Annotated in this window: 13 protein-coding genes; 12 read left to right on the top strand and 1 reads right to left on the bottom strand. The window is 38.9% G+C overall.

Going from position 1 to position 14,235, the window contains the following annotated elements; translation table 11 throughout:
• The first annotated feature begins 337 nt into the window (after positions 1-337).
• The 7 genes from tdh to H8S07_RS07085 all read left to right on the top strand — a co-directional run bounded on the left by tdh (position 338) and on the right by H8S07_RS07085 (position 10,089).
• Entirely contained in the window at positions 338-1,378 is a 1,041-nt protein-coding gene (gene tdh, locus H8S07_RS07055) for an L-threonine 3-dehydrogenase (protein WP_117538279.1), read from the top strand.
• Positions 1,379-1,399: 21 nt separating this feature from the next.
• The gene (locus H8S07_RS07060) at positions 1,400-2,602 is read left to right on the top strand and encodes a glycine C-acetyltransferase (RefSeq protein ID WP_021859923.1); all 1,203 of its coding nucleotides are present in this window, start codon (positions 1,400-1,402) and stop codon (positions 2,600-2,602) included.
• Between the two features lie 410 nt (positions 2,603-3,012).
• Positions 3,013-4,410 carry an aminopeptidase gene (locus H8S07_RS07065; RefSeq protein ID WP_186855742.1) on the top strand — a complete coding sequence of 466 codons (1,398 nt, stop codon included), beginning with the start codon at positions 3,013-3,015 and terminating at the stop codon, positions 4,408-4,410.
• Between the two features lie 103 nt (positions 4,411-4,513).
• Entirely contained in the window at positions 4,514-7,144 is a 2,631-nt protein-coding gene (gene ppdK / locus H8S07_RS07070; protein WP_117538247.1) for a pyruvate, phosphate dikinase, read from the top strand.
• 366 nt (positions 7,145-7,510) lie between these two features.
• Positions 7,511-7,912, top strand: coding sequence for a hypothetical protein (locus H8S07_RS07075; RefSeq protein ID WP_186855743.1), 402 nt, complete (start codon positions 7,511-7,513; stop codon positions 7,910-7,912).
• 210 nt (positions 7,913-8,122) lie between these two features.
• Positions 8,123-8,683 carry a hypothetical protein gene (locus H8S07_RS07080; protein WP_186855744.1) on the top strand — a complete coding sequence of 187 codons (561 nt, stop codon included), beginning with the start codon at positions 8,123-8,125 and terminating at the stop codon, positions 8,681-8,683.
• 434 nt (positions 8,684-9,117) lie between these two features.
• On the top strand, positions 9,118-10,089 hold the full coding sequence (locus tag H8S07_RS07085; RefSeq protein ID WP_186855745.1) for a helix-turn-helix transcriptional regulator: 972 nt from the start codon (positions 9,118-9,120) through the stop codon (positions 10,087-10,089).
• 146 nt (positions 10,090-10,235) lie between these two features.
• Here the strand turns inward: H8S07_RS07085 and H8S07_RS07090 are convergent, their stop codons facing one another.
• Positions 10,236-10,454: a helix-turn-helix domain-containing protein gene (locus H8S07_RS07090; RefSeq protein WP_021861226.1), complete on the bottom strand. Its 219-nt coding sequence runs from the start codon at positions 10,452-10,454 to the stop codon at positions 10,236-10,238.
• Positions 10,455-10,525: 71 nt separating this feature from the next.
• On the opposite strand from H8S07_RS07090, the gene H8S07_RS07095 reads away from it, so the two are divergent.
• The 5 genes from H8S07_RS07095 (at position 10,526) to H8S07_RS07115 (ending at position 14,230) form a co-directional block, all read left to right on the top strand.
• Positions 10,526-11,419: a zinc ribbon domain-containing protein gene (locus H8S07_RS07095; protein WP_186855746.1), complete on the top strand. Its 894-nt coding sequence runs from the start codon at positions 10,526-10,528 to the stop codon at positions 11,417-11,419.
• 1 nt (position 11,420) lies between these two features.
• Positions 11,421-12,521 (top strand): zinc ribbon domain-containing protein, encoded by a 1,101-nt coding sequence (locus H8S07_RS07100; RefSeq protein ID WP_118287709.1) that lies wholly within the window; start codon positions 11,421-11,423, stop codon positions 12,519-12,521.
• 75 nt (positions 12,522-12,596) lie between these two features.
• Positions 12,597-13,271, top strand: coding sequence for a hypothetical protein (locus H8S07_RS07105; RefSeq protein ID WP_186855747.1), 675 nt, complete (start codon positions 12,597-12,599; stop codon positions 13,269-13,271).
• Between the two features lie 49 nt (positions 13,272-13,320).
• Positions 13,321-13,818: a fibronectin type III domain-containing protein gene (locus tag H8S07_RS07110; RefSeq protein WP_186855748.1), complete on the top strand. Its 498-nt coding sequence runs from the start codon at positions 13,321-13,323 to the stop codon at positions 13,816-13,818.
• 190 nt (positions 13,819-14,008) lie between these two features.
• Entirely contained in the window at positions 14,009-14,230 is a 222-nt protein-coding gene (locus H8S07_RS07115; protein WP_021861231.1) for a tautomerase family protein, read from the top strand.
• Positions 14,231-14,235: the final 5 nt, after the last annotated feature.

The raw sequence follows: 14,235 nt of genomic DNA on the forward strand, positions 1-14,235 counted from the left end.
ATCCTCTCTTTCTTTTGTAATATGTTCCCCGATAGATACATCGAGCATGGAGAAGTAGGCGGTTCTTCCGTAGTGCTTTTCCATGCTCAACCTGTTGTAACGGGTTTTATTATAAAGAATAGACTATGGTTTGTAAATAGATTTCACGGAAAAAACTGTTGAAAAAGACAAAAAAATACACACAAAATGTGAAAAAAATGTCAAAGTGCACAAAAAAAGCAAGAAAAAAGTTGTATATAGAGAGAAGAGGTGTTATAATGAGACAGCAAAAATAAAAATTGTCGGGGGGACAATAGAAAACGGGAGGTTTAATACTGTGAGCGTACAAAATGATGGAATGATGTGGGCACTTGTAAAAGAAAAACCAGAAGTTGGATTATGGATGAAGAGAGTTCCGATTCCGGAAGTGGGACCGAATGATGTGAAGATTAAGATCCACAAGACAGCAATCTGTGGAACAGACGTACATATTTATCAGTGGAATGACTGGGCACAGCATACAATTCCGGTCGGACTTACTGCAGGTCATGAATATGTAGGTGAAGTTGTAGAAGTAGGACCGGGTGTGAAAGGATTCAAGATCGGTGACCTGGTATCCGGAGAAGGACATATTACATGTGGTAAATGTCGTAACTGTCTGGAAGGACACAAAGAGAACTGCAAGGATGCCAAAGGTGTCGGCGTGAACAGAAACGGAGCATTTGCAGAATATCTCGTAATCCCTGCATCTAATGTATGGCCGTGCAATCCGAATATACCGGAAGAGATGTATGCAATTTTTGATCCGTTTGGTAATGCAACACATACAGCGCTGTCTTATGATATGCTTGGTGAAGATGTACTGGTTGCAGGTGCAGGACCAATTGGTATCATGGCAGCAGCAATTGCCAAATTTGCAGGTGCAAGACATGTTGTTGTAACAGATATGAACCAGTATCGTCTGGATCTGGCTAAGAAACTGGGTGCTACCAGAACAGTAAACTTAAAAGAAGAAAAATTATCCGATGTTTTAAAAGAAATCGGCATGACAGAAGGATTTGATGTGGGACTTGAGATGTCCGGATCACAGGCAGGTCTTCATGACATGATCCATAATATGAAGCACGGTGGTAACATAGCACTGCTTGGATTACAGAGAACAGATGCAACAGTAGACCTTGAGACAGTAATCTTCAACGGACTGAATATCCGTGGAATCTACGGAAGAAAAGTATGGGATACATGGTATAAGATGTCTACGATGTTACAGGCAGGTTTGGACATTTCCGAAATTATCACACATCGTTTCGATATCAAAGACTACGAAAAAGGTTTTGAGGCAATGATTTCAGGACAGTCTGGTAAAGTAGTTCTTGACTGGGCACATGTGAATGACTAAGAAGAGAGGTAGAGAAGAAAGATGGCACGTAAAGATGATATTTTAAATATTTATACAAAAGAAGTAGAAGGCATCAAAGAGGCAGGACTGTTTAAAGGAGAAGCTCCGTTTGTTTCTCCGCAGGGTGCACGTGTGACGATGGAAGATGGAAGAGAACTTCTGTGTATGTGTGCGAACAACTATCTGGGACTTGGAGACAATCCAAGACTGATCGAAGCTGCAAAGCGTACTTATGATGAGAAAGGATACGGAGTTGCATCTGTTCGTTTCATCTGTGGTACACAGGATATCCATAAAAAGCTGGAGAAGAAGATTTCTGATTTTTTAGGAACAGATGATACAATTTTATATTCTTCATGTTTCGATGCAAATGGTGGATTATTTGAGACAATCCTGACAGCAGACGATGCAGTTATCAGTGATGAGCTGAACCATGCATCTATCATTGACGGTGTACGTCTTTGCAAAGCAAAACGTTTCCGCTATAAGAATAATAACATGGAAGATCTGGAATCTAAGTTAAAAGAGGCAGATGAAGCCGGAGCAAGAATCAAACTGATCGCAACAGACGGTGTATTCTCAATGGACGGAATTATCTGTAACCTGAAAGGCGTATGTGATCTGGCTGACAAGTACAATGCACTTGTTATGGTAGATGACAGCCATGCTGTAGGATTTGTAGGAAAGACAGGACGTGGAACTGCTGAACATTGTGGAGTGGAAGGACGTGTAGATATTATCACAGGTACTCTTGGAAAAGCACTTGGTGGAGCATCCGGCGGATATACATCAGGACGTAAAGAGATTATTGACCTGCTTCGTCAGAGAAGCCGTCCGTACCTGTTCTCCAACTCTCTTGCACCGGCTATCGCAGGCGCAAGTATTGAACTTTTTGATATGTTAGATGAGAGTACAGAGCTTAGAGATCACCTGGAAGAAGTTACAGCTTACTACAGAAAAGAACTTGTAGATAATGGCTTTGATATTATTCCGGGAACTCATCCATGTGTACCGGTTATGTTATACGACGAGAAGACTGCAGCAGAATTTGCACAGCATATGATGGAAAAAGGTGTTTATGTTGTTGCATTCTCTTATCCGGTTGTTCCGAAGGGAAAAGCAAGAATCCGTACACAGGTATGCGCAAGCCATACAAAAGAAGATATTGATTTCATCGTAAAATGCTTCAAAGAAGTAAGAGAAGAGATGGGATTGAACAAATAATATGGTATAATCCGATATATCAGACCGGGCAGAGCAAAATTAACGTTTGCTCTGCCCGGTTTTTGTGTATAATAGACAGGGAAGGATTCCCTGTCTATTATACACTCCGTGAGGGTGTGCAGAAATTCGAAGAGGAAAATGTCTGCAAGACAGACTCGAATTTCGCACCAGGACTCGAGAGCGAGCCCTGAACAGAACAGGGAAGGATTCCCTGTCTATTATACACTCCGTGAGGGTGTGCAGAAATTCGAAGAGGAAAATGTCTGCAAGACAGACTCGAATTTCGCACCAGGACTCGAGAGCGAGCCCTGAACAGAACAGGGAAGGATTCCCTGTCTATTATACACTCCGTGAAGGTGTGCAGAAATTCAAAGAGGAAGAATAACAACTTGTGGAAGGAGCTTAAAATTATGATACGAAAAAATGCATGGAAATCTTATACAGATAGCCAAAAACAAGAATTAAACACGATCAATGAAAAATATAAAGCATGTCTGAATGCCGGAAAAACAGAGCGCGAATGTGTGAAACTTGCAGTAAAAATGCTTGAAGAAAAAGGCTATCAGTCGCTGGAAACATATAAGACAGCAAATAATAAACTGAAAACCGGTGATAAGATTTATGCAGTATGTATGGAAAAAAGTATTGCAGCATTCCAGATTGGAAAAGAGCCGCTGGAAAACGGAATGAACATTCTCGGTGCACATATAGATTCACCGCGTATTGACGTAAAACAGAATCCACTGTATGAAAATGAAGAGCTGGCTTATCTGGATACCCATTATTATGGCGGGATTAAGAAATATCAGTGGGTAACCCTTCCGCTGGCATTACACGGTGTTGTAGCAAAAAAAGATGGAACAGTTGTAGAAATCAGCCTCGGTGAAAAGGAAGACGATCCCGTATTTGTAGTGACAGATCTTCTGATCCATCTGGCAGGAAAACAGATGGAGAAAAAAGCGAGCGCTGTTGTAGAAGGTGAAAAACTGGATTTGCTGTTCGGAAGCTGTCCGGTAGAAGAAACCCCGGATCTGGACACAGAAGAAAAAGAAACAGTAAAAGAAAATGTACTTCAGCTTTTAAATGAATATTATGACGTAGAAGAAGAGGATTTTGTATCCGCAGAGCTGGAAATCGTACCGGCTGGGAAAGCAAGAGACTGTGGAATTGATAGAAGTATGATCCTTTCTTATGGGCAGGATGACCGTGTGTGTGCATTTACTTCATTATTTGCAATGCTGGATGTAGAAGAGACAGAGCGTACGGCATGCTGTATCCTGGTAGATAAAGAAGAAATCGGAAGTGTGGGTGCAACAGGTATGCATTCCAGATTTTTTGAAAATGTAATTGCTGAGCTGGTTACACTGGAAAGTAGCGAATCCGATCTGAAAGTGAGAAGAGCGCTGCAGAATTCCTGCATGTTATCTTCTGATGTAAGTGCGGCATATGATCCGATGTATGCAGAAGCCTTTGAAAAAAGAAGTTCGGCATTTTTCGCAAAAGGGCTTGTATTTAATAAATTTACCGGTGCAAGAGGAAAGAGTGGATCCAATGATGCCAATGCAGAATATCTTGCAAAGATCCGTCAGGTAATGGATGCGGGAGAAGTTGCATACCAGTTTGCTGAACTTGGAAAAGTAGATGAAGGTGGCGGCGGAACAATCGCATACATTATGGCAAACTACGGAATGCAGGTTATCGACAGTGGTGTTGCGGTACTCAGTATGCATGCGCCATGGGAAGTGACAAGCAAGGCAGATGTATACGAAGCATACAGAGGATATAAAAGCTTTCTTATAAAAATGTAGTTTTGTGTCGTGAAAGTTAATGCTGACACTTGACGAATAATAGCAAAACCAGTAAAATAGATGTGCGACTTAGAAAAAATTAGTTTTAGGAGGTCATGACAAAATGGCAAAATGGGTTTATATGTTTACAGAAGGTAACGCAACCATGAGAAACCTTCTTGGTGGAAAAGGTGCGAACCTTGCTGAAATGACAAACTTAGGTCTTCCGGTACCACAGGGCTTCACAGTAACAACAGAAGCTTGTACACAGTACTACGAAGATGGCAGACAGATCAACGATGAGATCATGGGCCAGATTATGGAAGCAATCGACAAGATGGAAGGAATCACAGGTAAGAAATTCGGAGACAAAGAGAATCCGTTACTTGTATCTGTTCGTTCCGGAGCAAGAGCTTCTATGCCTGGTATGATGGATACAATCCTGAACCTTGGATTGAACGAAGAAGTTGTAGAGACACTTTCAAAAGCTTCTGGAAATCCACGTTGGGCTTGGGACTGCTACAGAAGATTCATTCAGATGTTCTCTGACGTAGTTATGGAAGTTGGTAAGAAATACTTCGAAGAGCTGATCGACAAGATGAAAGCTGACAGAGGTGTTAAACAGGACGTTGAACTGACAGCAGAAGATTTAAAAGAACTTGCTAACCAGTTCAAAGCAGAATACAAAGAGAAGATCGGTGCAGACTTCCCGTCTGATCCGAAGGAACAGTTAATGGAAGCAGTGAAAGCTGTATTCCGTTCATGGGATAACCCAAGAGCTAACGTATACCGTCGTGACAATGATATCCCGTATTCATGGGGAACAGCTGTTAACGTACAGATGATGGCATTTGGTAACATGGGAGATGACTGTGGAACAGGTGTTGCATTTACTCGTGACCCTGCTACAGGAGAGAACGGTCTGTTCGGTGAGTTCCTGACAAACGCTCAGGGCGAGGACGTTGTTGCCGGAGTTCGTACACCAATGCACATTTCTGAGATGGAAGAAAAATTCCCAGAGGCATTCGTACAGTTCAAACAGGTATGTGAGACACTGGAAAAACACTATAGAGATATGCAGGACATGGAGTTTACTGTAGAGCACGGTAAATTATACATGCTGCAGACACGTAATGGTAAGAGAACAGCGAAAGCTGCTCTGAAAATTGCTTGTGATCTTGTTGATGAAGGAATGAGAACAGAGGAAGAGGCTGTTGCAATGATCGATCCTCGTAACCTTGACTCTCTGCTTCACCCACAGTTCGATGCTGCTGCACTGAAAGCTGCAACACCGATGGCTAAAGCACTTGGAGCATCTCCGGGAGCTGCTTGTGGTAAGATCGTATTCACAGCTGATGATGCTGTAGAATGGGCTGCAAGAGGAGAGAAAGTTGTTCTTGTACGTCTTGAGACTTCACCGGAAGATATTACAGGTATGAAATCTGCTCAGGGTATCCTGACAGTTCGTGGTGGTATGACATCTCACGCAGCCGTAGTTGCTCGTGGAATGGGTACTTGCTGTGTATCTGGTTGTGGAGACATCACAATGGACGAAGCAAACAAGAAATTTACACTTGCCGGTAAAGAATATCATGAAGGAGATTGCATCTCTCTTGATGGTTCTACTGGTAACATTTATGACGGAATCATCCCGACTGTAGACGCTACAATCGCAGGTGAGTTCGGAAGAATCATGGGATGGGCTGATAAGTACAGAACTATGAAAGTTCGTACTAATGCTGATACACCGGCTGATGCTAAGAAAGCTCGCGAGCTTGGTGCAGAAGGTATCGGACTTTGCCGTACAGAGCATATGTTCTTCGAAGGCAACAGAATTGATGCATTCCGTGAGATGATCTGTTCTGAGACAGTAGAAGAAAGAGAAGCAGCACTTGCTAAGATCCTTCCGGAACAGCAGGGAGACTTCGAAAAATTATATGAGGCACTGGAAGGTAACCCGGTTACTATCCGTTTCCTTGATCCACCGCTTCATGAGTTCGTTCCTACAGAGGAAGAGGACATTAAGAAATTAGCTGATGCTCAGGGCAAGACTGTTGAGCAGATCAAAGCTATCATCGATGGACTTCACGAGTTCAACCCAATGATGGGACATCGTGGATGCCGTCTTGCAGTTACATATCCAGAGATTGCTAAGATGCAGACAAGCGCTGTTATCCGTGCAGCAATCAATGTTAAGAAAGCTCATCCGGATTGGAATGTTAAACCGGAGATCATGATCCCGCTTGTTGGAGATATCAAAGAGCTGAAATACGTTAAGAAATTCGTAGTTGAGACAGCAGACGCTGAGATCGCAGCAGCAGGAAGCGACCTTGAGTACGAAGTTGGTACAATGATCGAGATCCCAAGAGCTGCTCTTACAGCTGATGATATCGCTAAAGAAGCTGACTTCTTCTGCTTCGGTACTAACGACTTAACACAGATGACATACGGATTCTCTCGTGATGACGCTGGTAAGTTCTTAGATGCTTACTATGATGCTAAGATTTTCGAGAACGATCCATTTGCTAAGCTTGACCAGACAGGTGTTGGTAAACTGATGAACATGGCTATCGAATTAGGTAAGCCGGTTAATCCGAACCTTCACGTTGGTATCTGTGGAGAGCACGGTGGAGATCCATCTTCAGTTGAATTCTGCAACAAGATTGGTCTTGACTATGTATCTTGCTCACCATTCCGTGTACCGATCGCTCGTCTTGCAGCAGCACAGGCAGCTATCGCTCAGAAGAATGCGTAATTAAAGTTGAGCATTAGATAAGCATTAGATGACGAAAAGATAGAACTTGTTCTATTGATATGTTTATAATTCTTTATATGCCTGGCCTTTATGGCCAGGCATATATTCTATATTTTATTATTCAGTAAGTGCCGGTTCCGGCACATTTTTCCAATTTTGTATTTGTTTATAAGAAAATTGAGATTTATTGAGATTTATTCGTATTGAAAAAGGCTTGGTTGGGGCTTGCTGTGATGCAATGAGGTCTTGCTGTAGCTTGGTTGGGGCTTGTTGTGATGCGATGAGGTCTTGCTGTAGCTTGTTATGGTGCAATGGGGTTTTGCTGTAGCTTGGTTGGGGCTTGAGACACGCAGTGGTATCCCGGAGGTGAGAAAAAGAAGAAAAGGGATACGAGGTGGTATCCCCATAATAAGAAGAAAGGGAAAAGGGATACGCAGTGGTATCCCGGAGGTGAGAAAAGGAAGAAAGGGGATGCGCAGTGGTATCCCGGAGGTGAGAAAAAGAAGAAAAGGGATACGAGGTGGTATCCCGGAGGTGAGAAAAGGAAGAAAAGGGATACGCAGTGGTATCCCGAAGATGAGAAAAGGAAGAAAAGGGATACGCAGTGGTATCCCAGAGGTGAGAAAAAGAAGAAAAGGGATACGCAGTGGCATCCCAGAGGTGAGAAAAAGAAGAAAAGGGATACGAGGTGATATCCCCACAATAAGAAGAAAGAGAAAAGGGACACGCTATGACAAATATAAAAGAAGAAGTACAGAAGAATATTAAAGAATTACAGCAGGTCAAGTTAGAATTAGAAGAAAAATCAAGAATGAACCGGAAGGATCTCTTCGAATAAGCAGGTCGTCAGCAGGGAAACCTAGATATTATCATAAATATATGAATAAGGATAATGAAACAGTGGATTCTTTTACAGGCGATGAACAATTGGTACAGAAGCTGGCGGAAAAGTCATACTATCATAAGATGTTATCCTGTGTGGAAAAAGAATTACAAGCGTTGAAAAACTTTGAAAAACATTACTTTCCTGAAAAAAAGACGGATATTTACAGACAACTGTCACCTGAAAGAAAATCCTTTGTTGATGCAATTTATCTGCCAGAAGAATTACGTGCAGAACAATGGGAAAAGCAGCAGTGGAAAAAATATGACAAGTTCACTGATGGATTACGATTTGAGACAGACAGAGGAGAAATTGTTCGCTCAAAATCAGAAATCATTATTGCCAATATGCTGAACAAGAAAGCAGATAATCTAAGTTATCGTTATGAAGCAGAGTTGTATCTAAAGAAAGCAAATAGAATTGTACATCCGGATTTTACGATTCTGAATAAGAAAAGTGGAAAGATATATTACTGGGAACATATTGGAATGTTGGGAGACCAAATATATTCGAATGACTTTGTTAGAAAGGTAAATGACTATATAGAAGATGGGATTATACCCGGAAAACAGTTGATTCTTACTTATGAAACAAAGGACGAACCATTAAACATACAAGTGGTGAAAATACTGGTAGAAGAAATTGTGAAGAGTTGAATTCTTAAATGGTTATATACCAAAGAAATTATTGATCGGCGCAGAGTGATATATATGATATAATTCTTTTGGGTGAAAAATTGTAAAGGAAAGATTTATCTCAGTCGAGAAGACTCCCACATCTTTCAGGTGGTGAGTAATAACAAATTTGTCTCAGTGGGAGTCCAATCTCCGACTGAGATAAACGCTCCGCGAGGATGCGCAGTGATTCTGTAATGAATTTGTCAGCTTATGCTGACCAGAATCACGCGCCAAGTCTCGCGTCTGCTCGACTTGAATAGTCCCCTTTGATGTTAGACAAAAATCATACATGATATCAGTTGGAGAAATATATTGCAAATAAATAATAATGTGTCATAATATGTCGGAGTGATTGGTTATGATGATTATACTGAAATAACGGAATAGTTTGCAAAAGAATTGAGGTGTGTCAGGTGGAGAAAGAAATTAAATTAGATCGAGTGATGGAACTTTTTTTTCGAGCAATGAAGGGCGAATCACTGTCTGTTCAACAGTTGGCTTTTGAATATAATGTTTCAACTAGAAGCATTACAAGAGATATTAATTCACTAAAGGCTTTTCTTGCAGATCATGCAGATATTCTTGGATATGCAGAATTGGAATATTCAAGTACAAATCATTGTTATTCATTGAAAATGGATCATTTTCTATCCAATAAGGAATTACTTGCAATTACAAAAGTGTTGATAGGAAGCAGAGCATTTAGCAGCGAGGAGTTGCTTGGAATTATTCAAAAATTAAAGGTGAATACGACTTCTGCAGATAGAATAAAACTGGAACAACTGATTTGCAAAGAAATATATCAATATGATGAAGTTGGTTCGGACTGCCACAGTGTTATAGATAATCTCTGGAAAGTTACTGATTGTATAGAAAATAGAAATGTGATTACTATTACATATTACAAGATGAACCGGGATTTGGTTAAAAGAAAAATAAAACCAGTTTCCATTATGTTTAGCGAATATTATTTTTATTTAATAGGATATCGGTATGAAACAGATGTGTCTAATACGCCAATATATTTTCGAGTTGATCGAATTGTAGACATAATAGTTCACCGTGAAAAATACGTCCTGTTAAAAGAGCAGAATATAGATGAAGGAATGCTTAGAAGAAAAAGTCAATTTATGTGGCCCGGTCCGACACGAAAAATTCGTTTCGAATTTTCAGGCCCGTCAGTGCAGGCAATTCTTGATCGGATACCTACTGCAAAAATAATAGATAAATATGCAGGTAAAACTATAATTGAAGCGGAAGTATTCGGTTCGGGAATAAAAATGTTTTTGCTAAGTCAGGGAGCATGGGTGAAAGTGTTGGCGCCGGACGAATTTGTGGAAGAAATGAAGCTGGAAATTAAGAAGATGCATGAGATGTATAAATAATATATTGTAAAAAGAGAGGAGCATAATACAAAAAGTATAGCTCCTTTTTTGGTGCCTTAGTATCCGGAAAAAACACATTTAATTTTAATCAGACAGAAACTGTCCGGGTAACCTGGTATGATAAGAAAAAATAGAAGTGGATGAAATTAAGGTTTCTGTTCAGGAAAATCTGTCTTTTCAAATAAATCACCGATCGGACAATCAAGAATACGGCTTAACGCATCAAGATTTTCGAAACGGATAGAGCTGGTTTGATTTGTTACCATGCGATTAAAATTTTGATAACTTAGGTTCATTTGCTTATAAAGCCAGTATTTTGTGTGATTTTGTTCTTTTAATATATCTAAAACGCGTAACTGTACCATGATTTTCCTCCTGTTATTCTATAATTATATAAAAAATTTTTTTATTGAATAACTTATGTATAAGATATATAATGTATACATTAGATACAGAGACGGATGTATGTAATGCACGAAAGAGAAAAGAGAGGGAAAAGAAAATGGAAATGATAAAAAAAATTACAAAAGAACCAAGGTCAATTATTGCAATAGTAAACTTTATAAGTTTCTTTCTGCCATGGGTATCATTTGATGCATCGGTTGCCGGATACAGTAGTTCAACTAAAGTTACAGGGTTTGGGATGATATCTTATTCTGTTTTAGGAATTGCTTTTTATGTAGTCCCTATTTTTATTGTAGCGTTACCTTTTATTGAGAGCCTGCGAGAATACGCGAAGAAAATTTATCTGGTACTTTCAATTTGGTCAATTTTATGTATGTTTATTACATGTTCTTTGCTGGCATCAACAGAAGCGTCCTATGATGGAGCAGTATCAGCATCCGTTCATATTCCTAAATTATTGGGATTTTGGATAGCATTGATCTGTAATGTTTTAATTTTTGCCATAACATTATTGCAAAATAAATCTGCAAGTTCATCCGGGCAATCGAATGTAAATTTAAAAAATGTGAATTTGAAGAATATTAATATGGAAAGTATTTCAAATGCTGCACATGAAATCGGAGCTACAATACAGTCTTCAGCATTTGTTGAATGTAAAAAGTGTGGAAATAAAATCCCTCGTGGAAAAAAATTTTGCTCTAATTGTGGAGAAAAAGTGGCCGTAGAAGAAAAAGTGATAAAAAAATATAAATGTTCCGGTTGCGGAAAACCGGCAACAGCAAAAGATAAGTTCTGTTCAGATTGTGGTGCACCGATTGAAGAATATATAGACGCTAATGTATGCCCTAATTGCGGAAAGAAAGTTTTGGAGAATGCGTCATTTTGTACCTTCTGTGGAACAAAGATAGAAAAGGAGACAAAGTAAAATGAAATGGTGTACGAATTGTGGAGCACAATTAAAAGATGAAGAAAAGTATTGCTCGAAATGTGGAGCAAAACAGGATGCAGATAGTATCAGTGAAAATGTAGAAAAGAAAGAAACTGGGAAAAAATCAACAAAAAAAGGAAGGTTGATATTTATCCTTATTTTAATTATTATGGGGATCATTCTTCTTGTATGTCTGACTTTTTTTCAAAAGAAGAAATTAAAAGCTGAAGAAAGAGAAAATTTGACAAAGTTTATAAAAACTGCGGAATGGCCATTTGATACCGAATCAGATAACAAATATAGCACCTACACAATGCGAAAGAATAAAGATGTAATAGTGTTTGATGCCATTAAGAATAAAAATAAAGATTCATTTATCGATGGATTTGCATCGGATGATAAGGGAAATGAATATATTATGTGTAGTTCAATTGATGGCGAAGATACGCATGCAGTATTTCAGGCCTCACAAAAAGAACATTGTTTAGATTTGCTGGTTTATATTGATAAAGAGGATAATTATTATTTTGAAGGTGAAAAATGGAATAAATTATATAATTATCTAAACAAATACAAACCGGATTATTCTACGGAAGAAAAGGATGAGACAAGTAATAAATCGGATGATAAAAAAGATGATTTGGAAAAGGAAGTAAACGATAATCAAAATTCTTCATGTGAGACCTCGCAAAATAAGGAAGCACTTGAAGAAAAAGCAAAGGAAAAACAAAGAAAGGAAGCTGCAGCTAAGCAGAAGCAACAGCAGGATGGATTTATTTTAAAATACAGTACAGAATATCTTAATCTGGACACAGAAAATGATCATACAACTATCAGAGTGACTCCTACTTTAGAAAAAGAAGTTAAAATTGATATTCATATTCCGGACTATGATGATTTTGAGTATTATGGAAATGTAATAAATTCAAAAACGGTCGATTTTAAGCTTGATGCAGGAGAAACTATTCGAATGGTATGGACAGATAAGAATAATTTTGAGGTCCATGCGATAAATGGCTTTGCAGATGACACAATACATCTGGTTAGACAATTGTGTTATGCATTGAATGATCAAAAATATAATTTGAATGCAAGTTAAAAAGTGCATTCTATAATTATTACGTGGTAATGCAATCACAAAAAATAATATTACAAGAAATGGGAGGAAGGAAAAGTGAAAAAGAAGATGCATTTAAAAGTTGTAAAGTGTTTAACAACTTTATGTTTGGCGATTGGAATATTTGGGATATGTGGACTAAATGTTCATGCAGAGTCTGCTGCGTTAAAGAAAGGAAGCAATACCGCTGCTGTGAATATTTCAAAAGATGGATGGACAATGACAGCAGCTTTCCGGAAAAGCAACAGCTCTCATATTATGAAGACAAAACTATACGGAACACGGTTTCAAGGTCATATGTGGTGGGAAGATAAAAATGGCGAAGAAACAGTTAAGATTTATTATAAATCAGGGAAGATTAATAAGATCAAAGCGAAGTTTTCCAAAAAGTCACAGAAGAAATACAACGGTGTGTACAAAGTTTATAATGTAATCAAAGCTCCTAAATTATCAGCGATAAAAGAAAAAGGTCCATATCCATATGGGGATGGTGTGATATATTCAGTGACATGGAGTAAAGTATCTGGAGCAAAAGGGTATCAGTGTAAGGTATCGGCTTTAGCTGGTGAATGGTGGAACATGTATGTTAAAAGATCAACATCGCATAGATCTGCCAGTGTAGAAGGATCTGATATTGAGAAAGTTAAATTCAAAGTTCGTGCTTATAAAAAGGTAAATGGAATTTCAGTATATGGATCCTGGTCTAATGTACGTTCAAAAAAATGTTGGTAATAGATTAATAAGTTCTTAAATCAGATTCAGAATATTAGAAAGTGATTTTGTGGCCACGCTCTCCAAAACAAGCCTGGTTTACAACGGTGTAGTTCAAAATCCGGATTACATTATCGTAGATGCAAACGGAGATATCATTGCTCCATCAAATTATACGGTAACATATGCAAAGGGCTGCAAAAATGTCGGGAAATATACAGCAACGATAACGTTCAAAGGCAATTACGAAGGTACGATATCCAAGACATTTACAATCAATCCCAAAGGAACTTCCCTGAAGTCATTAACTGCTAGTGTGAAGAAGATGACTGTCAGATGGGCGAAACAGACGGCGCAGACAACAGGATATCAGCTCCAGTATTCAACCAGCGCGAAGTTCGCAAATGCTAAGACGATTATGGTTACGAAAAATACTGTAACATCAAAGGCAGTAACGAAACTTGCAGGAAAGAAGAAATATTGTGTCCGAATCCGTACATATAAGAAAGTAGCCGGAAAGAATTATTATTCTGCATGGAGCAAGTCAAAAACTGTAAAAACAAAATAAAATGAATACATATGCTTTGCGAAGTGGACTATATGCTTAATTCCCGACATTTTCACTTATAAGTTGAAAATGTCGGGAATTAAGCATAACTTGACATTCCTCGCAAAATTAGGCACAATAGAAAGCAGACGATATCGTTTGCTTACATGCAAAATGGGTATAAGAATAAAAAAACAAGGAGGATAATATTATGCCACATATCGATGTTAAAATGTTTCCGGGAAGAAATGATGAAATTAAGAAGAATCTTGCAGAGAAGTTATTAAAGACTGCAGCAGAGGAACTTCAGATTCCGGCAGAGAACCTGTCAGTTTCTGTAGAGGATGTAGATCCGAAGAAATGGAATGAAGAAGTCGGTGCAGCAACACCGGATGACAAAATTTATGCCGGAAAGATGTTCCGTGCAGAGTAATGCAC

Source organism: Dorea hominis (genome assembly GCF_014287705.1).
Lineage (GTDB): Bacteria > Bacillota > Clostridia > Lachnospirales > Lachnospiraceae > Dorea_D > Dorea_D hominis.

What these genes read in the sequence shown, in the direction of transcription:
- H8S07_RS07095 (WP_186855746.1), top strand. Translation starts at nt 10,526, where the DNA reads ATGTATACATTAGATACAGAGACGGATGTATGTAATGCACGAAAGAGA.
- H8S07_RS07065 (WP_186855742.1), top strand. Translation starts at nt 3,013, where the DNA reads ATGATACGAAAAAATGCATGGAAATCTTATACAGATAGCCAAAAACAA.
- tdh (WP_117538279.1), top strand. Translation starts at nt 338, where the DNA reads ATGATGTGGGCACTTGTAAAAGAAAAACCAGAAGTTGGATTATGGATG.
- ppdK (WP_117538247.1), top strand. Translation starts at nt 4,514, where the DNA reads ATGGCAAAATGGGTTTATATGTTTACAGAAGGTAACGCAACCATGAGA.
- H8S07_RS07115 (WP_021861231.1), top strand. Translation starts at nt 14,009, where the DNA reads ATGCCACATATCGATGTTAAAATGTTTCCGGGAAGAAATGATGAAATT.
- H8S07_RS07090 (WP_021861226.1), bottom strand. Translation starts at nt 10,454, where the DNA reads ATGGTACAGTTACGCGTTTTAGATATATTAAAAGAACAAAATCACACA.
- H8S07_RS07060 (WP_021859923.1), top strand. Translation starts at nt 1,400, where the DNA reads ATGGCACGTAAAGATGATATTTTAAATATTTATACAAAAGAAGTAGAA.
- H8S07_RS07100 (WP_118287709.1), top strand. Translation starts at nt 11,421, where the DNA reads ATGAAATGGTGTACGAATTGTGGAGCACAATTAAAAGATGAAGAAAAG.